At 71.2% G+C, this 22,201-nt stretch carries 19 protein-coding genes and 2 pseudogenes; 11 read left to right on the top strand and 10 right to left on the bottom strand.

All coding sequences use genetic code 11. The annotated features are described in order from the left end of the window. Nucleotides 1-251: 251 nt before the first annotated feature. From AB0M26_RS25770 to AB0M26_RS25780, 3 genes are all read right to left on the bottom strand, one after another. Nucleotides 252-863, bottom strand: a complete 612-nt coding sequence (locus tag AB0M26_RS25770) for a TetR family transcriptional regulator (protein WP_365264342.1) — start codon at nt 861-863, stop codon at nt 252-254. Nucleotides 864-868: 5 nt separating this feature from the next. Then, nucleotides 869-1,693 (bottom strand): sugar phosphate isomerase/epimerase, encoded by an 825-nt coding sequence (locus AB0M26_RS25775; RefSeq protein WP_365264344.1) that lies wholly within the window; start codon nt 1,691-1,693, stop codon nt 869-871. Between the two features lie 93 nt (nt 1,694-1,786). Next, nucleotides 1,787-2,719, bottom strand: a complete 933-nt coding sequence (locus tag AB0M26_RS25780; protein WP_365264346.1) for a Ppx/GppA phosphatase family protein — start codon at nt 2,717-2,719, stop codon at nt 1,787-1,789. A gap of 535 nt (nt 2,720-3,254) precedes the next feature. Here AB0M26_RS25780 and AB0M26_RS25785 point away from each other — a divergent pair. Further along, on the top strand, nt 3,255-3,989 hold the full coding sequence (locus AB0M26_RS25785) for a hypothetical protein (protein WP_365264348.1): 735 nt from the start codon (nt 3,255-3,257) through the stop codon (nt 3,987-3,989). A 630-nt stretch (nt 3,990-4,619) separates the two neighbouring features. Here AB0M26_RS25785 and AB0M26_RS25790 read toward each other — a convergent pair. Continuing rightward, nucleotides 4,620-6,263 (bottom strand): sigma-70 family RNA polymerase sigma factor, encoded by a 1,644-nt coding sequence (locus AB0M26_RS25790; protein ID WP_365264350.1) that lies wholly within the window; start codon nt 6,261-6,263, stop codon nt 4,620-4,622. 234 nt (nt 6,264-6,497) lie between these two features. Between AB0M26_RS25790 and radA the strand changes: the two genes are divergently transcribed. Further along, a complete protein-coding gene (gene radA / locus AB0M26_RS25795; protein WP_365264353.1) occupies nt 6,498-7,913 on the top strand; it encodes a DNA repair protein RadA in 1,416 nt (471 codons plus the stop codon). Nucleotides 7,914-7,995: 82 nt separating this feature from the next. Then, nucleotides 7,996-9,111: a DNA integrity scanning diadenylate cyclase DisA gene (gene disA / locus AB0M26_RS25800; protein ID WP_365264356.1), complete on the top strand. Its 1,116-nt coding sequence runs from the start codon at nt 7,996-7,998 to the stop codon at nt 9,109-9,111. An 18-nt stretch (nt 9,112-9,129) separates the two neighbouring features. On the opposite strand, the gene AB0M26_RS25805 is transcribed toward disA, so the two are convergent. Further along, nucleotides 9,130-9,855 carry a hypothetical protein gene (locus AB0M26_RS25805; protein ID WP_365264358.1) on the bottom strand — a complete coding sequence of 242 codons (726 nt, stop codon included), beginning with the start codon at nt 9,853-9,855 and terminating at the stop codon, nt 9,130-9,132. 343 nt (nt 9,856-10,198) lie between these two features. On the opposite strand from AB0M26_RS25805, the pseudogene AB0M26_RS25810 reads away from it, so the two are divergent. The 6 genes and pseudogenes from AB0M26_RS25810 (at nt 10,199) to cseC (ending at nt 16,162) form a co-directional block, all read left to right on the top strand. Continuing rightward, nucleotides 10,199-10,882: pseudogene (locus AB0M26_RS25810) on the top strand (ATP-binding protein). 494 nt (nt 10,883-11,376) lie between these two features. Beyond that, nucleotides 11,377-12,309, top strand: coding sequence for an A/G-specific adenine glycosylase (locus tag AB0M26_RS25815; RefSeq protein ID WP_365264360.1), 933 nt, complete (start codon nt 11,377-11,379; stop codon nt 12,307-12,309). 607 nt (nt 12,310-12,916) lie between these two features. Beyond that, nucleotides 12,917-13,474, top strand: a complete 558-nt coding sequence (locus AB0M26_RS25820) for a SigE family RNA polymerase sigma factor (protein WP_365264428.1) — start codon at nt 12,917-12,919, stop codon at nt 13,472-13,474. After that, nucleotides 13,462-14,094, top strand: coding sequence for a hypothetical protein (locus AB0M26_RS25825; RefSeq protein WP_365264362.1), 633 nt, complete (start codon nt 13,462-13,464; stop codon nt 14,092-14,094). The genes AB0M26_RS25820 and AB0M26_RS25825 overlap by 13 nt, the downstream gene beginning before the upstream one ends. An 8-nt stretch (nt 14,095-14,102) precedes the next feature. Next, the gene (gene cseB, locus AB0M26_RS25830; RefSeq protein WP_365264364.1) at nt 14,103-14,813 is read left to right on the top strand and encodes a two-component system response regulator CseB; all 711 of its coding nucleotides are present in this window, start codon (nt 14,103-14,105) and stop codon (nt 14,811-14,813) included. Nucleotides 14,814-14,824: 11 nt separating this feature from the next. Continuing rightward, nucleotides 14,825-16,162: a two-component system sensor histidine kinase CseC gene (cseC, locus tag AB0M26_RS25835; RefSeq protein ID WP_365264366.1), complete on the top strand. Its 1,338-nt coding sequence runs from the start codon at nt 14,825-14,827 to the stop codon at nt 16,160-16,162. A gap of 68 nt (nt 16,163-16,230) precedes the next feature. Here the strand turns inward: cseC and AB0M26_RS25840 are convergent, their stop codons facing one another. The 3 genes and pseudogenes from AB0M26_RS25840 to AB0M26_RS25850 all read right to left on the bottom strand — a co-directional run bounded on the left by AB0M26_RS25840 (nt 16,231) and on the right by AB0M26_RS25850 (nt 19,089). Beyond that, nucleotides 16,231-16,674, bottom strand: a complete 444-nt coding sequence (locus AB0M26_RS25840) for a VOC family protein (protein ID WP_365264368.1) — start codon at nt 16,672-16,674, stop codon at nt 16,231-16,233. Between the two features lie 262 nt (nt 16,675-16,936). After that, nucleotides 16,937-17,278, bottom strand: a pseudogene (locus AB0M26_RS25845) (helix-turn-helix transcriptional regulator); the annotation flags it as partial. Nucleotides 17,279-17,370: 92 nt separating this feature from the next. Then, a complete protein-coding gene (locus AB0M26_RS25850) occupies nt 17,371-19,089 on the bottom strand; it encodes an MDR family MFS transporter (protein ID WP_365264370.1) in 1,719 nt (572 codons plus the stop codon). Nucleotides 19,090-19,223: 134 nt separating this feature from the next. Here AB0M26_RS25850 and AB0M26_RS25855 point away from each other — a divergent pair, with 134 nt between their 5' ends. After that, entirely contained in the window at nt 19,224-19,802 is a 579-nt protein-coding gene (locus AB0M26_RS25855; RefSeq protein WP_365264373.1) for a helix-turn-helix domain-containing protein, read from the top strand. A gap of 15 nt (nt 19,803-19,817) precedes the next feature. On the opposite strand, the gene AB0M26_RS25860 is transcribed toward AB0M26_RS25855, so the two are convergent. Together AB0M26_RS25860 and AB0M26_RS25865 are read right to left on the bottom strand one after the other, a co-directional pair. Next, nucleotides 19,818-20,621, bottom strand: coding sequence for a M23 family metallopeptidase (locus AB0M26_RS25860; RefSeq protein ID WP_365264375.1), 804 nt, complete (start codon nt 20,619-20,621; stop codon nt 19,818-19,820). 579 nt (nt 20,622-21,200) lie between these two features. Then, nucleotides 21,201-21,677: a hypothetical protein gene (locus tag AB0M26_RS25865; RefSeq protein ID WP_365264378.1), complete on the bottom strand. Its 477-nt coding sequence runs from the start codon at nt 21,675-21,677 to the stop codon at nt 21,201-21,203. 125 nt (nt 21,678-21,802) lie between these two features. Between AB0M26_RS25865 and AB0M26_RS25870 the strand changes: the two genes are divergently transcribed. After that, nucleotides 21,803-22,198, top strand: a complete 396-nt coding sequence (locus AB0M26_RS25870) for a hypothetical protein (RefSeq protein ID WP_365264381.1) — start codon at nt 21,803-21,805, stop codon at nt 22,196-22,198. Nucleotides 22,199-22,201: the final 3 nt, after the last annotated feature.

The raw sequence follows: 22,201 nt of genomic DNA on the forward strand, positions 1-22,201 counted from the left end.
AGCCTACGCCCCTGCTCCAAGATCTGGACAGTCTGTCCGCATTCCGGGATCAACGGATCACCTTTCGGTCAGAGCCCGTCGGCCCTGGTCAGGTCCTGTCAGGTGCAGTCAGCGGGTCGGATCAGGATTCGGCGGATGAGGACTCGGCGGACCGGGCCGGCGGATGAGGATTCGGCGGACCGGGCCGACAGATCGGGAGCGGCGGATCGGGCCTCGGCGGATCGGGCGGGGCAGATCAGGACTCGGCACGATCAGGACTCGGTCAGATACCGCTGCAGCGTGGGCGCCACCATCGCGATGATTTCCTCGATGTCCGCCGTCGCGAGCGGTTCGACCTTTACCACGTACCGCAGCATCGCGATCCCGACCATCTGCGAGGCGGCCAGCTCGGCCCGGAGCTTCGCGTCCGGCACCCGGAGCTCGCCCGCCACCCGCTCCAGCAGCCTCCGCAGCAGGAAGTTCCGCAGGACGCCTGCCGCCGCCTCGTGGGTGACCGCGGACCGGATCACCGCCAGCAGAGGGGCGCGGGTCACCGGGTTCTCCCACACGCCGAAGAAGAAGCGGGCCAGCCGCTCGCCGACCCCCTTGCTGCCCTGGGCCAGCACGTCAGGGACGACCAGCGCGGGCTCGAGGGAGACCTCGACCGCCGCCTCGAAGACCTGCTCCTTCGTCCCGAAGTAGTGGTGCACCAGGGCGGGGTCCACGCTCGCGGCCTTTGCGATGCCGCGGATGGAGGTCTTGTCGTAGCCGCGGGCGGCGAACTCCGTGCGCGCGGCAGCGAGGATGCGCTCCCGCGCGCCCGGCCCGTTCTCGGCCTCCGTACGCGCCGGGCGGCCCCGGCGGCGCGGTGAGTGCGTGGTCACTCCGGTCACTGCCTTCCCGCGCCCGTGGGCGAGGCGAGATGCAGCCGGGTGAAGGCCAACGCCTCTGCCAGGTCGGCCTCGCGCTCGGCCGCGGACATCGCCCGCCGTGTGTTGACCTCGACGACCACATGACCCGAGAACCCGGTGACCGCCAGCCGCTCCAGCAGCTCGGCGCACGGCTGGCTGCCGCGCCCCGGCACCAGGTGCTCGTCCTTGCCGGAGCCGGAGCCGTCGGCCAGGTGGATGTGCGCGAGCCGGTCGCCCATGCGGTCGACCATGGCCAGTGCGTCGCAGCGGGCCGTCGCCGTATGCGACAGATCGACCGTGAAGTGGCGGTAGTCGTCCTTGGTGACGTCCCAGTCGGGTGCGTAGGCGAGCATCTCCCGGTCGCGGTAGCGCCACGGATACATGTTCTCAACCGCGAACCGTACGTCCGTCTCGCCGGCCATCCGCCAGACTCCGCGGACGAAGTCCCGCGCGTAGGTGCGCTGCCACCGGAACGGGGGGTGGACGACGACCGTGGATGCGCCGAGCTTCTCCGCGGCCGCACGTGCCCTCTGCAGTTTGGTCCACGGGTCGGTGGACCACACCCGCTGCGTGACCAGCAGACAGGGTGCGTGCACGGCCAGGATCGGCACCCCGTGGTGGTCGGAGAGACGGCGCAGCGCGTCGATGTCCTGGCTCACCGGGTCCGTCCACACCATGACCTCGACGCCGTCGTAGCCCAGCCGCCCGGCGATCTCGAACGCCGCCGCCGTCGACTCCGGGTACACGGAGGCGGTGGACAGCGCGACCTTCGCGTCCGGGATGCGCACCACTGGTTGAGCCACGGGAGACAGCGTACGGCGTGCCGCGGGGCGCAAAAGAGGGCAGCGGCCGCCCCGGCACCCCCGTGGCGCCGCTCGGGACGGCCGGTCCGCCCGTCAGGACGTGGGCAGGTGGTCCAGGCGGCGGAGGATCAGCCCCTCGCGCAGAGCCCAGGGACAGATCTCCAGTTCCTCCACCCCGAACAGGTCCATCGCGGCCTCCGCGACCAGGGCCCCGGCGACGAGCTGAGGTGCCCGACCCTCGGAGACTCCTGGCAGCTCGGAGCGCTCCCTGGAACTCATGGTGGCCAGCCGCGGCACCCACTCCTCGAGCGCCTTCCGGGACAGGTTCCGCTGGACGTACAGCCCCTCCGCCGAGCGGGCCGCGCCCGCGATCCTGGCGAGCTGACGGAAGGTCTTCGACGTTCCCACGACATGGTCCGGAACGCCCAGCCGTGTGAACTCCCCCACAGTCCGGGCGATCTCCGCCCGCGCATGGCGGCGCAACGCCCGTACGTCGCCGGTGTCGGGCGGGTCTTTCGGCAGCCAGCCGGTGGTCATCCGACCCGCGCCCAGCGGCAGCGACACGGACTTGTCCGGGTCCTCGTCGAGCCCGTACGCGATCTCCAGGGAACCGCCGCCGATGTCCAGGACGAGCAGCCGTCCCGCGGACCAGCCGAACCAGCGGCGCGCGGCGAGGAACGTGAGCCGGGCCTCCTCCTCGCCCGACAGCACGGTCAGGTCGACGCCGGTCTCCTCCGCGACACGCGCCAGAACGGCATCGGCGTTGGACGCCTCGCGGACGGCGGACGTCGCGAAAGGGAGCACCTCCTCGACCCCCTTGTCCTCGGCGGCCTGCAGGGCGTCATGGATGGTGGCGACCAGCGTGCCCACACCCTCCGGGCCGATCGCGCCGTCCCCGTCGAGGAGTTCGGCCAGCCGCAGTTCCGCCTTGTGGGAGTGGGCGGGGAGAGGGCGCGCACCGGGGTGCGCATCCACGACCAGCAGATGAACCGTATTCGAACCCACGTCGAGGACACCGAGTCTCATACGGTGCACGCTACTGCGGCGGGGAGCACGCACGTACGGGGCCTGTGCCGCTTACGCTGGGGGCGTGGCAAAGACCAAAAAGGCCAAGCAGCAGAAAATCGCCAAGAATCGGCGCACTTCTCAGGCGGCTGAGGCCGCGCGGAACGGGGAGCTCGCGCAGAGCCCTGCACAGGGTTCCGTGGAGGGCTCCGTGCAGGACGCGGCCCTGGAATCATCGCATGTGTCGGCAAAGGTGCCGGCACCGGTGTCAGCGTCCCCTGCACAGGGATCCCCTTCCGAGGAATCCCCTGCACAGGGATCCCCTTCCGAGGAATCCCCTTCGCAGGACTCCGCTGCACAGGACTCCGCGCAGGCAGCGCGGGAGTCGGACCCGGCTCGCCGCGACTCCGGCAAGACCGGGACGGAGGCTGCGCGGCGACGCGGGGAGCGGGGGGCGCGTGCCACCTCGTCCGTCTCGTCTTCCTCGTCCGCCTCAGCTTCCTCGGCGCCGTCGGGGGCAGCAGGGACGGCGGGGACGGAGCCCGAGCCCGACGAGGTGGGGCTCGACTTCGCGCGCGCCTGGGTGGAATTCCCCGACCCCGCGGACGAGGAGCAGGTCTTCCGCTGCGACCTGACGTGGCTGACGTCCCGCTGGAACTGCATCTTCGGACAAGGCTGCGAGGGCATCCAGGCCGGGCGGGCCGACGACGGCTGCTGCACGCTCGGTGCGCACTTCTCCGACGAGGACGACGAGAAGCGCGTCGCGGAGCACGCGGCCCGACTCACGCCCGACATCTGGCAGTTCCACGAGATCGGGACCGCATCGGGCTGGATCGAGACCGACGAGGACGGTGATCGGCAGACGCGGCGTTGGAAGGGGTCGTGCATCTTCCAGAACCGTCCGGGGTTCGGGGGCGGCGCGGGCTGCTCCCTGCACATCCTCGCGTTGAAGGAAGGCCGTGAGCCGCTGGAGACGAAGCCCGACGTCTGCTGGCAGCTCCCGGTCCGGCGGACGTACGAGTGGGTGGACCGCCCGGACGACACCCAGGTGCTCGTCGTCTCCATCGGCGAGTACGACCGGCGGGGGTGGGGGCCCGGTGGTCACGACCTGCACTGGTGGTGCACGAGTGCGCGCTCGGCTCACGGGAGCGGGGAGCCGGTGTACGTCTCGTACCGGCCGGAGCTCACGGAGCTCATGGGCAAGGAGGCGTACGACCGGCTGGCCGAGTTGTGCGAGGAGCGGATGGCGGCGGAGCTGCCGTTGGCGCCGCATCCGGCGGATCCGGCGTAGGCGGATCGCCGCACCGGGGTCGATCGCCGCAACGGGGTCAGGCGGGTACGGACCGCCGTAACAACGGTCCGGAGTTGACGGATTGCCGTCGCCGGATCCGGCGTGGACGGACCGCCGTAGGGCCCCGCGGGAGCGGATTTCGTTGACGCGGTGGCCGACCGGCCCTGTGCGTTGGGCTGCCGGGGCAATGGTTGGGCGGCCCTGCCGAAGGGTGCGGCGGCCCTCCGCCGAAGGGTTGGGCGGCCCTGCCGAAGGGTTGGGCGGCCCTGCCGAAGGGTGCGGCGGCCCTCCGCCGAAGGGTTGGGCGGCCCTGCCGAAGGGTGGGGCGGCCCTCCGCCGGCGGCATGACCAAGTCCGGCACGGTCGTCGCAGACGTACAGGCCACTTGCAGGCCGGCGCACAAATCACGCCTCGGCGCCGGGAGAAGATCGCTCCACCCCCGCCCTCCCGGTGGCCCACCGACCGCCCTGGAGCGCGATCCCCGAACGGGAAGTCTGTTCGTCCCTGCGGCGCTGCCACCGGTCCTCGATGCGATTCATACGGTAGGACGAGCACGTCGGCTGCGGCGGAGTCGGGGAGCCCGAACCGTCCGCCCGCTTCACTCGCGGCCTCCATGGAATGCGGCGGGGATCAGCCGCTCGGACTCGGCGAGTTCGACTGGGTCGGAGTAGGGGAGCCCGATGTCTCCGTGGGAGTGGGAGTCGGCGTCGGGTCAGTCGGGGTCGGCGTGGGGTCCGGGGTGGCTCCGCTGCCCTGGATCGCCACGACCGTTCCGGCCGGGTCGACCGCCACATGCGCCGTCCACGCCCCCTGCGGCTCCCGCGCCTCGTCGACGGAGACCGTGATCGTCACGGATTCGCCCGGCCTGAGCATGCCTGCCGTGCGGTTGAGCTGGAGCCAGGGCGCGTCCGTGCGGGCCGACCAGTGGACCGGCGATCCGCCCGACGCGCTCAGGGTGATGAGCGTCGTGTCGCCGCTCGGCTGTGCGTAGACAGTGAGCCGCCCCGGGCCGTGGGTCGGGCGGTGCGGGCGCGTGGTCGAAGAGTGGCTCGGCGGCGCGGTTCTTCGGGCGACGTCACGGTCCCGGTCGCCGCGGTGATGGCGTTCGCCCTTGGCGTCGACGACCTCCACCGATACGTCGTGGCGGTCCGAGGTGAAGCGCGGGTCCGGCCCCGTGCGGGCGTTGCCGGCCTTCTCGTACGGGCGGCCAGCGAGGCCGTCGGGGGTTTCCGCCTCGGCGGCGGCCACCGGATTCCCGGCCTCCGTCTCGCCGAGCACCGGAGCGCCGCGGTAGGCCGCCCACAGGGCCAGGACCGGTGCGGCGACCACGGTCGCGACCACCGTGGTGGTCACGGCCCTGCTACGCAGCTTGCGGCGTCGGGCGACGCGGTCCTTGGGGTCGACCGGGTAGCCGGAGCGGTCGTAGCGCGGGCCTCCTCGCGCGCCGCCGCGGGCGCGCAGGGCGCGGGTCATCGCGGCGTACGCCGAGGCGCGCGGCGCTTCGAGGACGGGCAGGGTGCCCGGCAGTGCGGTGCTCCCGGGCCAAGGCGTGCCCGCGGTGGCGCACTCGGCGGTGCGGCGGCACTCGGGGCATTCGTCGACGTGCCGCACCAGTTCGCGGCGCAGCGCGGTGCCCAGGAGGACCTGGCTGTCGCCGGTGAGCCGGGCGACGACGGGGCAGTGGCCGCGCTCGACGACGACGAGCGCGGCGCGGGTCCGCTCCACTTCGCAGGCGGCGGCGGAGAGAAGGGCGCAGGCCGCGTCGTTGTCCATGCCGAGGACGGCGGCGACCTCATCGGTCTTCAGCCGGTGGCGGACGGCGAGTTCGAGCGCTTCGCGCTGCTCCGGGGTGATGCCCGCGGCCTCCGGCCAGGCAAGGGCGCTCAGTTCGCGGCGCCGCTGTGTGGCTGCGGCCTCGGACAGACCGGGCTGGGTGCCGGGGGCGCGGTGCTGTTCGGAGAGCCGCTGGAGGCAGGCCCAGCGGGCCAGCGCGTAGAGCCAGGGCCTGCGCTGGTCCTCGTCGGCCGGGCGGCGACCGCGCTGGCGCTCGGCGATGGCGAGGACCTCGCCCAGCACCGTGGTGGCGGCATCGTGCTCGCAGAGGACCGAGAGGCAGTACGTGAACAGGCCGTCCAGATACGTCCCGTAGCTCGTGGCGAACCGTTCCTGTTCCGTGCCCGGCGTGGATGGTTCGGCGCTCCGCACGGAGCTCTGCGCACGACGGTGTGCCCGGTGTGCGCCGGTGGTGTGCGTCGGATGCTCCCTGCTGCTCATCACCCGCCGACGGTAGGCGGATGATGCCGGGTCGCTCGCCCTACTTGGGCAGGTTTAACCCCTACGGGTGACGATGACCCTCGAAAGAGGACAGGCGTTCCTCTTGCCATGACGGCGGTCTGCTATAAGGCCGGTTGCGCGCGGGCATGTCTCGCGCTCGGGTCGCACGACCGCGCGCGTGGGGTTCGCGACCGCGCGCGTGGGGCTGTCGGACCACGGCGCTACGGTGACCGCATGGCTGCCGCCCGTACGTCCCGCTCGTCCGCCAAGGACCGTCCCTCCTACCGCTGCACGGAGTGCGGCTGGACCACGGCCAAGTGGCTCGGGCGGTGCCCCGAGTGCCAGGCGTGGGGCACGGTCGAGGAGTTCGGCGCACCCGCGGTCCGCACGACCGCGCCCGGCCGGGTCACCTCCGCCGCGCTGCCCATCGGCCAGGTCGACGGCCGGCAGGCCACTGCTCGGTCGACCGGTGTCGCCGAGCTGGACCGGGTGCTGGGCGGGGGCCTCGTGCCGGGTGCCGTGGTACTGCTCGCCGGGGAGCCGGGAGTGGGCAAGTCCACGCTCCTGCTGGACGTCGCCGCGAAGGCGTCCTCGGACCAGGAGCGGACGCTGTATGTGACGGGCGAGGAGTCCGCGAGCCAGGTGCGGCTGCGGGCCGACCGGATCGGCGCACTCTCGGAAACCCTCTATCTCGCCGCCGAGACCGACCTGTCCGCGGTCCTCGGGCACCTCGACTCGGTGAAGCCCTCGCTGCTCGTCCTGGACTCCGTGCAGACCGTCGCCTCACCCGAGATCGACGGCGCACCCGGCGGCATGGCCCAGGTGCGCGAGGTCGCCGGTGCCCTGATCCGCGCTTCCAAGGAGCGCGGGATGTCGACCTTGCTGGTGGGCCATGTCACCAAGGACGGGGCCATCGCGGGGCCCCGCCTGCTGGAGCACCTGGTCGACGTGGTGCTGCACTTCGAGGGCGACCGGCACGCGCGCCTCCGTCTCGTCCGGGGCGTGAAGAACCGCTACGGCGCGACGGACGAGGTCGGCTGCTTCGAGCTGCACGACGAGGGCATCACCGGCCTTGCCGACCCCTCCGGGCTCTTTCTCACCCGGCGCGACGAGCCCGTCCCCGGCACCTGTCTGACCGTCACCCTGGAGGGGCGCCGGCCGCTCGTGGCCGAGGTCCAGGCCCTGACCGTCGATTCGCAGATCCCCTCCCCGCGCCGCACGACCTCGGGTCTGGAAACCTCCCGCGTCTCGATGATGCTGGCGGTGCTGGAGCAGCGCGGGAAGATCTCTCAGCTCGGCAAGAGGGACATCTACAGCGCCACGGTCGGCGGGGTGAAGCTGTCCGAGCCCGCCGCCGACCTGGCCGTGGCCCTCGCCCTGGCCAGCGCCGCGAGCGACACACCGCTGCCCAAGAACCTCGTCGCCATCGGCGAGGTGGGCCTGGCGGGGGAGGTGAGAAGGGTCACTGGTGTGCAGCGGCGTCTCGCGGAAGCGGCCCGCCTCGGGTTCACCCATGCGCTCGTCCCCACGGACCCGGGAAAGGTGCCGCCCGGTATGAAGGTCACCGAGGTGGCGGACATGGGCGACGCGCTCCGGGTGCTGCCCCGGCGCGAGAGCCGTGAAGCGTCGCACTCCGGACGCCCCACATAAGCGGTCCGGGCGCCGGTAGACTTTGCCCTGGTCTCGCCCGTACGTACGCACCCGGGCCCCCATCTGCGACCGGAGGAGTTCAGTGGCAGCCAGCGACCGGACGGCGGGTCCCGGCAAGTCCGGGAGCGCCGATGGCCTGATGCGTGCCTCGCTGAGCGCGGTCGCGCCGGGCACGGCCCTTCGTGACGGCCTCGAGCGGGTCCTGCGGGGCAACACGGGCGGTCTCATCGTCCTCGGCATGGACAAGACCGTGGAATCGATGTGTACGGGCGGATTCGTGCTCGACGTCGAGTTCAGCGCGACCCGTCTGCGCGAGCTGTGCAAGCTCGACGGCGCACTGATCCTCGACAAGGACATCACCAAGATCGTGCGGGCGGGTGTGCAGCTCGTGCCGGACGCCTCGATCCAGACCGAGGAGACCGGGACCCGGCACCGCACCGCCCAGCGCGTCTCGATCCAGGCGGGCTTCCCCGTCGTCTCGGTCAGCCAGTCGATGCGGCTCATCGCGCTCTACGTGGACGGGCAGCGCCGTGTCCTGGAGGACTCCGCCGCGATCCTCTCCCGTGCCAACCAGGCACTGGCCACCCTGGAGCGCTACAAGCTGCGGCTCGACGAGGTCGCCGGCACCCTCTCCGCCCTGGAGATCGAGGACCTGGTGACGGTCCGCGATGTGTCGGCCGTCGCCCAGCGGCTGGAGATGGTCCGTCGTATCGCGACCGAGATCGCCGAGTACGTTGTCGAGCTGGGCACCGACGGCCGCCTCCTCTCCCTGCAGCTCGACGAGCTGATCGCGGGCGTCGAACCGGAGCGCGAGCTGGTGGCGCGGGACTATGTGCCGGAGCCGACGGCCAAGCGGGCCCGTACGGTGGGCGACGCGCTCGCCGACCTCGACGCGCTCACCCATGCCGAACTGCTCGAACTCCCCACCGTCGCCCGGGCGCTGGGCTACAGCGGCTCCCCCGAGGCCCTCGACTCGGCGGTCTCCCCGCGCGGTTACCGGCTCCTGGCAAAGGTGCCGCGGCTGCCCAACACCGTCATCGAGCGCCTGGTCGACTACTTCGGCGGTCTGCAGAAGCTGCTGGCCGCGAGCGTGGACGACCTGCAGACGGTCGAGGGTGTCGGCGAGGCACGGGCCCGGTCCGTACGGGAAGGGCTGTCCCGGCTCGCGGAATCCTCGATCCTCGAGCGATACGTCTAGGGTCGCGGGCCCGGCCGGTCAGTCCTTCTTCAGCGAGAACGACACGCGCGCCGTCGAACCGGCCGCCTTCACCTCGACGAGATACGTGCCCGCCTTCGCCGAACCACCGGACGGCGTCGCGCACTTGGGCTCGCTGGGCTTGCGGTCCCACTCCACGCTCTGTGTGGCCTCCCCCTCGGCCGGGACCCGCAGCAGCATCCGCTCGCTCTTCGCCGGACAGTCGTCCGAGGCCCAGAACGGGTCGTCGTCCTCCGCGAAGGTGATCTTCATGACGGCCGCCTTCGACCCGAAGTCGAGCTTGCACGCGTTGGCGGAGGAGTTCTTCGCGACGATCTCGAACTTCGGTTCCTCGTCGGGGGCGTAGGAGTTCTCGGCGCTGCGCAGGCTCAACTCCAGGGAGTTCCGGGCGCAGTCGGGCAGACTCGCCCCGGCGGGCACTCCATCGCCCCCCTTGCCCGGGCCCCCCGCGCCACCCGATGCCCCTTCAGCGCTGCCGTCTTCGCCGTCCGCTCCGCCGTCGGCCGCCCCGCCACTGCCACCGGACCCGCTGCCTCCGCCCTCCGACGCGTCGCGGCCGCCGGGTCGTTCGGAGATCGCGGGGCCGGAGGAGGACGGTCCCGGTGTGATGGTTTCGGCCGGGCCCGTACCGCCGGCGCCGTTGCCCTTGCCGTCGTCGCCTCCGGAGCCGCCGTTGGCGACGGCCCAGACGATCAGCAGGGCGAGCAGCGCAATCACGGACAGCACAACTGCCCTCCGGCGCCAATAGATGGAGGAGGGGAGAGGTCCGACCGGATTGCGCAGTGATCCCACGCGCAAACCTTACGAGAGAACCGGGTGGGGACAGGCCAGTACCCGCCGCCATTCCGCGCAACTTTTGACGATCATCATCCCGCATTGGCTGCCGAGCCGTCAGATGTGCGCGCACAGCTCGATCACCGTCGCCCGCCGTGACCGAACGGGCGTGCTCCGTACGGTCGGTGGCCCTGTCCTGCGCCGATCTTCCGGGCGGCGCCCCGGACTTGGGAAGCCCCTGCTCAAGCGCTGCCACAACGCTCCCTTTTGGCGCGCCGGACATGAGGTCGGGGCCGTGTGCGGGTGGATCAACGGCCCTTCCGGCGGCGGCAATACGCAGACCGCGTACGAGATCCACCGGCGGCTCCCCGGGAGCGTCAACCGCGACCCCGAACGCCTCAGCTTCGGCCTGCACCGCACGCTGCCCCCCGCCGCTCCGCAGAGACTCCCGGGACCTACCGGCCCGGCGGCCGGAGTGTACGAGGTGCTGGACCTGGCCCTCACCCGCAACGAGGCCACCGGGGGCCCGGGCACCCGTGATTGTCCCGATGACGGTCGCGAGGCCCTCGGACGTCCGGGAGACCGTCGGTCGGCTGCGCGAACGCGGCCATGAGGTACGGCACTTCACGCTGTCTGCCGACCGCTCGACAGTTCCGCGGGGCTGCGCGATCGCGGACTCGGACATCTCCTGCGGCGCGCCGCGGGAAACGCCGGACCGCCGGCCCGGCGGCAGCTTTGCCGTCTCGACGCTCGATCTGTGCCTGGAGCGGCTGTGCAGTGGCGAGTTCGCCGAACACGTGCGGACCGGCCGCCTCACCGTCCCGGAGGTCGCCGAACACAGCGCCGCCTCGGCCGGGCTGCCCCTCGCCCCGAACACGGACAGCGCGCTGCGGGGGCGGCTGCGGCGAGCATGGACCGGGCCGGCCACATCCGCTTCGACGAGCGCCGGCCGTTCGAGAGGGGTCCGCCGCCCGGGTGACCTCCGCGAGAGTCGAGGCGGTGGCTGCGGCGGGCCGTGGCCCGGCGATCCCCCCGGCGGCCGGCGGGCGGCGAAAGGCGCGGGGGCGGCGCGCCGGTGACCTCGCGCCCGCGCTGGTAACCTCGCGCCCGCGCCGGAGCGGCGCTGCGCCCTCCCCTACGCCGCGGGTCTTCGGCCGGCTCGGTGTGCGCGGCCCATGAGAAGCCTCATGAGAAGCGTCATGAGAAGTCACAGCCCCGTTCACGGCCGTGCCTGCACGACGGCTCCCCCGAAGCCCTGCCTGGCCCCGGACCCGGGCCTCACCCCGTACGAGGACACTCCGTCGCGACTCCGTACCGGAAGGCCCTCCCGCGCCCGCGACTGAGACGGGTCCCGGATTCTGTCGCGCGCGGGGCGATTCGGGCGGCGACGAGCAGCGCCGACGGGTGACGCCACGCGCGTACCGCGCGAGCGGCCGCCTCGGCGAGCGGTCTCGTGTCAGGATCGGAGGTGCCATGACTACGACGACGCCGAATTGCACCCCGCAGGAGGCGGACTCCGAGGGCGCGCAGGCGCCCGCCGCACTCCACTCCCCGGTCATCGACTGGTTCCGGACGAACGCCCGTGACCTCCCCTGGCGCCGCCCCGAGGCCGGCGCCTGGGGCGTGATGGTCAGCGAGTTCATGCTGCAGCAGACCCCGGTCAACCGGGTCCTGCCCGTCTATGAGCACTGGCTCTCGCGCTGGCCGCGCCCCGCCGACCTCGCCAAGGAGGCGCCGGGCGAGGCCGTACGCGCCTGGGGTCGGCTCGGTTATCCGCGCCGCGCCCTGCGCCTGCACGCCGCCGCCTCCGCCATAGCGGAACGGCACGGCGGCGAAGTGCCGCGCGACCACGCGAAGCTCCTCGCCCTGCCCGGCATCGGCGAGTACACCGCGGCGGCCGTGGCCTCCTTCGCCTACGGCCAGCGCCACGCCGTCCTGGACACCAACGTCCGCCGGGTCCTCGCCCGCGCGGTCGCCGGCACCCAGTACCCGCCGACCGCGACGACCGCGGCCGAGCGCCGTCTCGCGCGCGCCCTCCTCCCCGACGAGGAAGGGACGGCGGCCGCGTGGGCCGCGGCCACCATGGAACTCGGTGCGCTCGTGTGCACCGCGCGCTCCCCCGCCTGCGGCCGCTGCCCCATCGCCGACCGATGTGCCTGGCAGGTCGCTGGCGCGCCCGCGCACGACGGTCCACCGCGCCGAGGGCAGACGTATGCGGGTACGGACCGCCAAGTGCGCGGGAAGCTCCTCGCGGTGCTGCGCGAGGCGGTCGAACCCGTGACCCAGGCGGTGCTGGACGCGGTGTGGGAGGAGCCGGTGCAGCGGGCGCGCGCGCTGGACGGTCTTGTCTCGGACGGTCTCGTCGAGCCACTCGACGGAGGCAGATACCGGCTTCCGCTGACCTGAACAGGCGACGGAGACCGGCGGCAGGGATCGGCAACGGAGACCGGCGGCAGGGATCATCAACGGTGACCGGCGAAGCCGAGGGCGAAGCCACCGATGAAGCCGTCGGCTGACCGGTCTCCCGTCCCCCGTCCCCCGTCCCCCGTCCCCCGCCTCCCGTCCCCCGGTCTCCCACCCCTCCCCCGGCTTCCCGTCCCCCCGGCGCCCGTCCCAGCGGCCCGGCGCACGCGTGCAGATCCGGAACCGCTCGCCGGGCCGCGGACGGCCAGCGAAAGGGCCTCGCGAGAGGTCCAAAGGAAGGCACGTGGCACCTCGGGTCACTGCGCGCCGCACTCTTCCCGTTACCCACCGTACGGACACTTCGACTGTCAACAACCGTCACAGCACGCTCTGTTCGTCACTGTTCACAGGCGTGAATTAGCCCGGCTATGCCCTGGTTTTGCCTGCTTGACGCACCACTCGGCGTGACGTTGTTACACAACCGACGGATAGCCGTGCGCCGCCCGAGCGCCGGCGCGGACTGCTCCGTTACAGCCCCTCCGTAGCTTCTTCCCCGTGCCGGGAAGACCGGCGAAGAAACGGGCGGATGCGCGGAACGGAGGCAGTCGAGATGGCGAGCAGCGAGGTCGGCAAGGTCCTGGAGTTCGAGGAGTACGTGAGGACCCGGCAGGAGGCACTGCTGCGGAGCGCTCGGCGGCTGGTTCCGGATCCGGTCGAGGCGCAGGATCTTTTGCAGACCGCTCTTGTCAGGACCTACGGGCGCTGGGACGGTATAGCGGACAAGTCCCTCGCGGACGCGTATCTGCGCCGGGTGATGATCAACACGCGTACGGAGTGGTGGCGCGCCAGGAAGCTGGACGAGGTCCCCACGGAGCAGTTGCCCGAGGCAGCGGTCGAGGACGGCACCGAGCAGCGCGCCGACCGCGCGCTGCTGATGGACATACTGAGCGTTCTGGCCCCCAAGCAGCGCAGTGTCGTCGTCCTGCGACACTGGGAGCAGATGAGCACGGAGGAGACGGCGGCGGCCCTTGGCATGTCCACCGGAACCGTGAAGAGCACGCTGCACCGGGCGCTGGCCCGGCTGCGCCAGGAGCTGGAGAGCCGTGAGCTGGACGCACGGGAGACGGAACGTGAAGAAAAGCGGGGGCCCGAGCAGTGCGCGGCCTGAACAGGGCTGACTTCTCCAAAGCCGGTACGGCGGTCGCGGGCGCGGTCGCCGTCGGCCTCGCGCTGGGCGGATGCGCCGCCGGCGGCGAGGGCGTGCGGACCGAGGGCCCCGCCACGCCGGCGAAGGTGTCCTCCGACGCCCCCAAAGCCACCAAGTCGTCGAAAGTCAATGCCGTCGCGCTGCTGAAGCGGGACGAGAAGGTGAGCGACGTGGTCCGCAGGAAGCTCAAGCCCTGCGGGTCGGGCCACGAGTATCCCGTTGACGTCTCCTACGGCAACCTCACGGGGAGCAGCTCACCCGACGTCGTCGTCAATGTCCTGACGTGCGACGACGCCATTGGGATCGGGACGTACGTCTACCGCCGCGACGGGGACGGCGAGCGGTACGAGGCCGCGTTCGTCAATGAGCAACCGCCGGTCTACGCCCAGATCTCCAAAGGTGACCTCGAGGTCATACGACAGGTCTACGGGCCCGGGGACGAGGTGGACTTCCCCTCGGGCGAGGACGTCATCATCTACCACTGGAACGGCAAGAGGTTCGACGAGTCGGAACGTACGCACAACGACTACAGCAATACGGTCGACGGCGCCGATCCGAGCGGCGCCGCCGAGGAGGGCTGACAGCAGCAGTGGCAGTGACGCATGTGCTCTTCGTCGAGGACGACGACGTCATCCGCGAAGCGACCCAACTCGCCCTGGAGCGGGACGGATTCGTCGTCACGGCGGTGCCGGACGGGCTGGCGGCGCTGGAGCGGTTCCGCACGGATCCGCCGGACATCGCGCTGCTGGACGTGATGGTTCCCGGCATGGACGGCGTGAGCCTGTGCCGCAGGATCCGGGACGAGTCGACCGTCCCCGTCATCATGCTCTCGGCGCGTGCCGACTCCATCGACGTGGTGCTGGGCCTGGAGGCCGGGGCCGACGACTACGTGACCAAGCCCTTCGACGGCGCCGTGCTGATGGCCCGCATCCGGGCCGTGCTGCGCCGCTTCGGGAACGCCGGCGGCGGCCCCGGCGACGCCTCCGCCGACGGGGACGGCACAGGCGACGACGGCGAACCCCTGCGCTTCGGCGACCTGGAGATCGACACGGAGGGCATGGAGGTCCGCAAAGGAGGTGAACCCGTCGCCCTGACCCCGACCGAGATGCGGCTGCTGCTGGAGTTCTCCGCCACGCCCGGCACCGTACTGTCCAGGGACCGGCTGCTGGAACGGGTCTGGGACTACGGCTGGGGCGGCGACACCCGCGTCGTGGACGTCCATGTGCAGCGCCTCCGCGCGAAGATCGGCCAGGACCGCCTGGAGACGGTCCGCGGCTTCGGCTACAAGCTCAAGAGCTGAACGGACGACTCGTGGTAACGCTCTCCCTGCGCACCGGTATCCGCTGGAAGCTGAGCATCGCCATCGCCGCGGTGAGCACGCTCGTGGCGATCGTGATCAGCCTGGTGGTGCACAACGCCGCGCGGGTGTCGATGCTCGACGGCAGCCGCGATGTGCAGGTCGAGCGGATCACACATGCCAGGTACTACTACGAGAAATTCAACCAGCCCTTCGCCAAGTCCAGGGTGAACGACCCCGCCTTGCCCAAGGCGCTCAGGAAAGCGGTGGAGAAGGGGCACCTCGCCACCTATCTGCAGTACAACGGCGACGGGATGCCGGTGGTCTGGGCCGCGGTCCCGCTGCCCAATGGCGATGTGCTCTCGAACCACGACGTCGCGGAGAACCGCGCAGCCGACCTCGCCGACCTCGACAGGACGCTGGTGATCGGCTCGGTCTCGGTCCTCTTGGGCGGCTGTGCGGTGGGCGTGTTCGTCGGCGGCAAGCTCTCCGGGCGCCTGCGCAGGGCCGCCACCGCCGCCGGCAAGATCACCGATGGCGACACCGGTGTCCGCGTCCGGGACGCGATCGGCGGCCGGGTCCGGGACGAGACCGACGATCTGGCCCGGGCCGTGGACGCCATGGCCGACGCGCTGCAGCAGCGGCTCGAAGCCGAGCGCCGGGTGACGGCCGACATCGCCCATGAACTGCGGACCCCGGTCACCGGGCTGCTCACCGCGGCCGAACTGCTGCCACCGGGCCGCCCGACCGAGCTCGTACGGGACCGGGCGCAGGCCATGCGCACGCTCGTCGAGGACGTCCTCGAAGTGGCCCGTCTCGACAGCGCGACCGAACGTGCCGAGCTGCAGGAGGTCGCGCTGGGCGAGTTCGTCACCCGCCGGGTCAAGGCCTTCGCCCCGGAGGCCACGGTACGGGTCCTACGGGACGCCAATGCGCACACCGACCCTCGGCGGCTCGAACGGATCCTGGGCAATCTCCTGGCGAACGCCGCCCGGCACGGCAGGCCGCCGGTCGTCGTCACGATCGACGGACGGGTGCTGCGCGTACGCGACCACGGGCCGGGCTTCCCCGTGAAGCTGCTGGCCGACGGGCCGAGCAGGTTCCGCACGGGCCGCGACGACCGGGCCGGGCTCGGTCACGGTCTGGGGCTGACCATCGCGACGGGCCAGGCGCGGGTGCTGGGTGCACGGCTCACGTTCCGCAACGCCGCCCCTCAGCCGGGCAGTGACGGCGAGGGGACCGAGCCCCGCACGGACGGGGGCGCCATCGCCGTGCTCTGGCTGCCGGAATCCGCCCCGACGGATACCGGCAGCATCCCGATCATCAATCCCGCGGGGCGGGGCAGGGCCTGAGCGTCCCGGCGGGCCGGACGTCCCCGATCAAGCCTCTTGGCTTGAGGGGCCCTCGGTTGGCCCACTCCTCAGTTGGCCCACTCCTTGTCCAGGTCGAGCTGCTCGTTGCGCTGGGTGAACGAGAACCAGTTGCCCGAGTCGTCGCGGAAGATCGCCTCGATGCCGTACGGGCGCTCCTGCGGCTCCTGCAGAAACTCCACGCCCCGCCCCTTCAGCGTCTCGTAGTCCGCGTGGACGTCGTCGGTGACGAGCACACCGGCGCCGAGTACGCCCTTGGAGATCAGCGTCTTCACGGCCTCCGCGGATTCGGGGTCGAGGCCGGGCGGGCCGGGCACCATCAGCGTGAGCTCGACGTCCGGCTGGTCCTTCGCGCCGACGGTGAGCCAGCGCATACCGCCGTCGCCCATGGTCATGTCGGTCCGCACCTCGAGGCCGAGTTTCTCGGTGTAGAACTCCTTGGCCCGGTCCTGGTCGAGGACCCAGACGGTGGTGATGGCGATTCCTTTGATCATGGCACTCTCCACGTTTCCTGAAGGTGTGGTGGGACGGACGGCGCGGGGGCTTTGCTCCCCCGCTGCCCTGCCACCGTAGGCAGCGCGGGAGTCAGGGGGCTTCTCCAGAATTGCGGTGCTCGCGCCCCCGGACCTCCCGATGTTCAGGGCCCTCCCTGCGGTCCTCGCGGTCATCGCCGCCCTGGCGGCTCTGGCCCTCCCGGCGGCCTCCGCCCTCGCTGCGGCCTTGGCCCTCCCGGTAACCGCGCTGCTCCAGCCCCTTGAACCCGCCCGACCAGAGCAGGGCATAGCACCCCGGTATGAGGGCCGCGCCGCGCCCCACGTGCTTCCTGCGGTACTCGCTCGGGGTCAGACCGGTCTGCTTCTTGAAGCCCGCGGAGAAGGTGCCGAGGCTGCTGAACCCGACCAGCGTGCAGATCTCGGTGACCGACAGATCCGCCGTACGCAGCAGCTCCTCGGCGCGTTCGATGCGGCGGCGGCTGAGGTACTGGCCGGGGGTCTGACCGTATACAGCCTTGAAGGCGCGGACGAAGTGGAACCGCGAATAGCCCGCATGCGCCGCGACCGCGTCCAGGTCGAGCGGCTCGGCCCAGTCGCGGTCCATCGCGTCCTTGGCACGGCGCAACTGCCGCAGATGGGCGAGGTGCGCCGTGCCGGGAGGCGTGGGCCCGGGTGCGGCAGGGCCCGGCGGTGTGGTCATGTGTCGATGCTGGCACGCCCCACTGACAAGGGCTCCTGCCCTGCACGGCCCTGCTTCCCGCCCTGCGGGCCCCCGTTCCCCCCGCCCTGCGGGACGGCGTCCTCAGCGGCCTCCGGGTCGGGGCCGGGCATCTCGTCGCCCTCGCCCGCGCCCGGCTGAGGACCGGCGCCCCTGAGCGGCACCTCCTTGATGAACCAGGCGGCCACGAACCCGATCACCGCGATGACCGCGCCGATCAGGAAGACGATCTCCGTACCGCCCGCGACCGCGTGCTGGTAGGCCTCGCGCACCGGGTCCGGCAGCTTCGCCAGGCTCGCGGCGTCGAGCTGGGCCGTCCCCGAGGCCAGACCGGAGGCCGCCGCGCCGCCCCCCTCGGCCATGACCTCCTGCACACGGTGGGTGAAGAGAGCGCCCATGATCGAGACGCCGAAGGAGCCGCCGATCGTACGGAAGAGGGTGGAGGTGGAGGAGGCGACGCCCATGTCCTTCATCTCCACGCTGTTCTGCGCCACGAGCATCGTGATCTGCATCAGGAAGCCCATGCCGGCGCCGAGCACCGCCATGTAGACGCCCGAGGTGAAACGGGAGGTCCCGGTGTCCATCTGGCCCAGGAGGAAGAGCCCTACGACGATCAGGGCGCTGCCGATGATCGGGAAGACCTTGTACTTGCCGGTCTGCGTGGTGACCCGGCCCGCGATCAGGGACACGGCCATCATCGCCAGCAGCATGGGCAGCAGCAGGAGCCCCGAATTGGTGGCCGACGCCCCCTGCACGGTCTGCTGGAACAGCGGCAGGAACGTCATCGCGCCGAACATCACGAAGCCGACGAGAAAGCCGATCAGGGTGATGAGCGAGAAGTTGGCGTTGCGGAAGATCCCCAGCGGGAGGACGGGAGCCGACGCCCTGCGCTCGACGACGAGGAAGACGCCGAGCGCGGCCACGGCCCCGGCGGAGAGTCCGATGATGGTGGCCGAGCCCCAGGCGTACTCCGTACCGCCCCAGGTCGTGACCAGCACCATCGCCGTGATGGCGGCCGTGAGCAGCGCGGCCCCGAGATAGTCGATCCGGCCCTGCACCCGCTTCTTCGGCAGATGCAGCACGGCAGTCACCATGATCAGGGCGACGGCGCCGAGCGGCAGGTTGATGTAGAAGCTCCAGCGCCAGCCGAGGTGGTCGGTGATGGTGCCGCCGACCAGGGGCCCGCCGATCATGGCGAGCGCCATGACGCCGACCATCATGCCCTGGTACCGGCCCCGCTCCCGCGGCGGTATGAGATCGCCGATGATGGCCATCACACCGACCATCAGCCCGCCGGCGCCGAGTCCCTGGACGGCGCGGAAGCCGATGAGCTGCCCCATCGTCTGGGACATGCCGGAGAGCGCCGAACCGAGCAGGAAGACCACGATCGAGGACAGGAAGATGCCCTTGCGGCCGTACATGTCGCCGAGCTTGCCCCAGATCGGCGTGGAGGCCGCGGTGGCCAGGGTGTACGAGGTGACCACCCAGGAGAGGTGCTCCAGCCCGCCCAGTTCGCCGACGATCGTGGGCATCGCGGTGCCGACGATCATGTTGTCGAGCATGGCGAGCAGCATCGCGATCATGAGCGCGAGCAGGACCACCCGGACGCTGCGCGCCGGGGGCCCCTCGAGCGGACCTTCCTTCGGGACGGAGGTCTCCGCCGGAGGCTCTCCGGTGGTGGACGGGGATTGGGACATGGCGGAACTCCTGCTTACTTGCCGACCGGCTAGTGGCTACACTTGCAGAAGGTAAGTCGGAGGCTTGCCGGGCGTCAAGTAAGTTTGGGTGCCCCAACGGGTCCGTCCCGGACTGAGCGCAGGAGAGCAGCACCATGGGCAGCACAGCACAGGCGAGTCGCGGCGGCACCCGCCAGCGCATCCAGGACGTCGCCCTGTCGCTCTTCGCCGAGCGCGGTTACGAGAAGACCTCGCTGCGCGAGATCGCCGAACACCTCCAGGTCACGAAGGCAGCGCTGTACTACCACTTCAAGACCAAGGAAGACCTGATCATCAGCATCTTCGACGACGGCTGCCGACCGCTGGACGAGCTGATCGAGTGGGGGCGGGAGCAGCCCCGCACGCTGGAATCCAAGCAGGAACTGGTGCGCCGCTACAGCGCCGCCCTGCACGACGCCGCCCCGCTCTTCCGCTTCATCCAGGAGAACCAGGCGACGGTGCGCGAGCTGAGCATCGGCGAGCGCTTCAAGGAGCGCATGTTCTCGATGTTCGACCTAGTCAAGGAAGAGGACTGGACGCTGACCGACCGTGTGCGTGGGATCAGCGCGCTGTTCACCATCCACGCCGGGATGTTCGCGCTGCGGGACATCGAGGGCGACCCCGAGGACAAGCAGGATGCCGCCCTCGAGGTCGCCCTGGAGCTGGTGACGTCGGCGCATCACCCGCAGCCGTGAGGTGACGAAGCCCGCTTACAGGGCGACGCCGTGGCTGTGCATGAACTTGAGCGGCTCGACCGCATAGCCGTAGACCGGGGCCGTACGGGTCTCGAAGTGCAGGTGCGGGCCTGTGGAGTTGCCGGTGCTGCCCGACTTGCCTATGACCTGGCCCGTCTTCACGGTCTGGCCGGCGGAGACGCCGAGCTGCGACAGGTGGCCGTACTGGGTGTACGTACGGCCGCCGTGCTTGATCACGATGTTGTTGCCGTACGAGCCTCCCCAGCCCGCCTCGACGACGGTGCCGCCGTGGGCGGCCTTCACCGGGGTGCCGCTCGGCACGACGAGGTCCTGGCCCGAGTGCTTGTTGGACCACATCGAGCCACCGAGGCCGAAGGTCGAGCCTTTGGTGTAGTGGTCCACCGGCTTGACCCAGGAGGCCGGCTTCGGCGCGGCGGCCTTGAACACGGCACGCTTCTTGCGGTCGGCGGCGGCCTTGTCGGCGGCGCGCTCGGCGGCGCGCTCGGCGGCGTCGGCCTTGGCCTTGGCGGTCTTGGCCTTCGCGGTCTCGGCGCCCTTGTCGGCCTTGGCGGCGGCCTCGGCCTTGGTGTCCGCGGCCTTCTTCTGGCCGTCGGCCTGGCCGTGGACGGCCTTGGAAAGCGCGTTGGCGGTGTTCAGGGCGAAGAGCTCGCCACCCTGAGGAGCCGAGCCGCCCCCTGCGGCGAGCGCGACCCCGGTCCCCACCACGAGCGAGGCTCCCGTGCCCACGGCCAGGATGCCGGCGCGGCGGCGAAGGGCGGTCCTGCTCGTGATGGCGGGCTTCCGGTCGTGCTTCGTCATACGGGCTTTCCTCCAAGAAGTGAATGAATCCCGGCAGTGCGTCCGGGATCGCCCCACCTTGGTAACCCGCCTTCTCCGAGCAGCCAAGCGCCGTCCCTACTAGGTGAAGTCGTAGCAAAGAGGGATGAATCCCAACCGGAAACGACACTGGGCCCGACCGAAGGGCCTCTGATGTCCGCGGAGGATGAACACGTTCATATGGAGCCCCGGACCCAGGGGCGCGACTCCCTGGGAAGCCAAGGCCGGCGAAGGCCCGGCCGCAGCGGAGCGCTTGCCATTCCACGGGCAAATTGGACATTCCGCCGTAGGTGAGTCCTAATGCGCCTAGTAAGTGAGCCGCACCACGTGCGACACATCACCAGCCGCCGAGAACAAAAGGGACATTAAGGTCGCCATCGTTCGAGTCGGGGTCCCGGACGCAAGCGCCGGATGCCGTCTCGGACGGCTTCCCCCTACGCTGTGCCACGGGGCGCGTACGCCCCGCCGACCACAGCCGGGCCGCGCACCGTCACGGCGTGCGCCACTGCCGCCGGGGGGCTGGGACGTGGATCCCGCGATCATCGGCGCTATGTCGTCACCTCACTGTTCGACGGCGCGGTCGCTCTCGGCGGTGGACTCAACGGCGGAACAAACTCGCTCGCCGTCCGGTCCCAACTCGTCTGGGGCTGGTCGCGGTTCGACACCGCCGCGTACGCGGACGAGGTCATCGCCCGCCTCGATCCGGGGGACCTCTGTCTCACCGTCAGGTCCGACGAACAGCTCGACGGTCTGCGCGGACTGGGCACCCGGCCCATGCTCGACGCGCGAGGCACCATCGCCCCAGGCAGGCTGGCCGCGTACGCAGCACGGGCACTCACCGAAGTCAAGGTGCAGGACAACGACGCACTGACGGACCTCTCGTTCCTGCGCGGGCAGGACACTCTCACCGAACTCGCCATCAGCGCATGCCGACAGGTCCGGGACCTGTCCTCCATGGCCGGACTGCCGCTCCGCTCCCTGGAGTTCGATGCACCGGCCGGCCTCGAGGGACTGTCCGGGCTGTCCCGTCTCGAACACCTCGGTCTGGGCACCCGCTACGGCGCCCCGCGGAGCCTCGACTCACTCCCCCGCGAGGCTCCGTTGGCGGTGCTCGACCTCTCCCGCGCCTCCATGCCCGAGGGCGGGCTGCAAGGGCTGAGCCGTTGGAGCGGGTCGATGCCCTGTTCCTCAGCCACTTCACCAGCCGGCTGTCCCCTGCCGACTGGGCCGAACTGGCCGCTCTGCCCAACCTGTCCGTTCTGCGACTGTCCTTCGCCGCCTTCAGCACCTGTCCGGACTTCCTCGCCCTGCCCTCGGTCTCGGACCTCGTCCTGCTGCATGCCGACACCACGGCGCACCCCCTCGGGCCCGTGCCCGGGCTCTTCCCCGGCCTCGCCCGGCTCCAAGTCGTCGGCGACGAGGCCGCGCGCTACGCCCTGGATCTCATGCCCCTGGCCGGACTGCCGTGGCTGGAGCAGATCGTGCTGCCGCGCGGCGAGGCGCCGGTCCTCGGCCTGAACCGGCTCTCCGGGGAAGTCAAGATCATCAACTCGGCCTGACAC

The organism is Streptomyces sp. NPDC051776 (assembly GCF_040681345.1).
In the GTDB taxonomy this organism is placed as follows: domain Bacteria; phylum Actinomycetota; class Actinomycetes; order Streptomycetales; family Streptomycetaceae; genus Streptomyces.

What these genes read in the sequence shown, in the direction of transcription:
- AB0M26_RS25780 (WP_365264346.1), bottom strand. Translation starts at nt 2,719, where the DNA reads ATGAGACTCGGTGTCCTCGACGTGGGTTCGAATACGGTTCATCTGCTG.
- AB0M26_RS25790 (WP_365264350.1), bottom strand. Translation starts at nt 6,263, where the DNA reads ATGAGCAGCAGGGAGCATCCGACGCACACCACCGGCGCACACCGGGCA.
- radA (WP_365264353.1), top strand. Translation starts at nt 6,498, where the DNA reads ATGGCTGCCGCCCGTACGTCCCGCTCGTCCGCCAAGGACCGTCCCTCC.
- AB0M26_RS25815 (WP_365264360.1), top strand. Translation starts at nt 11,377, where the DNA reads ATGACTACGACGACGCCGAATTGCACCCCGCAGGAGGCGGACTCCGAG.
- AB0M26_RS25820 (WP_365264428.1), top strand. Translation starts at nt 12,917, where the DNA reads ATGGCGAGCAGCGAGGTCGGCAAGGTCCTGGAGTTCGAGGAGTACGTG.
- AB0M26_RS25840 (WP_365264368.1), bottom strand. Translation starts at nt 16,674, where the DNA reads ATGATCAAAGGAATCGCCATCACCACCGTCTGGGTCCTCGACCAGGAC.
- AB0M26_RS25850 (WP_365264370.1), bottom strand. Translation starts at nt 19,089, where the DNA reads ATGTCCCAATCCCCGTCCACCACCGGAGAGCCTCCGGCGGAGACCTCC.
- AB0M26_RS25855 (WP_365264373.1), top strand. Translation starts at nt 19,224, where the DNA reads ATGGGCAGCACAGCACAGGCGAGTCGCGGCGGCACCCGCCAGCGCATC.
- AB0M26_RS25860 (WP_365264375.1), bottom strand. Translation starts at nt 20,621, where the DNA reads ATGACGAAGCACGACCGGAAGCCCGCCATCACGAGCAGGACCGCCCTT.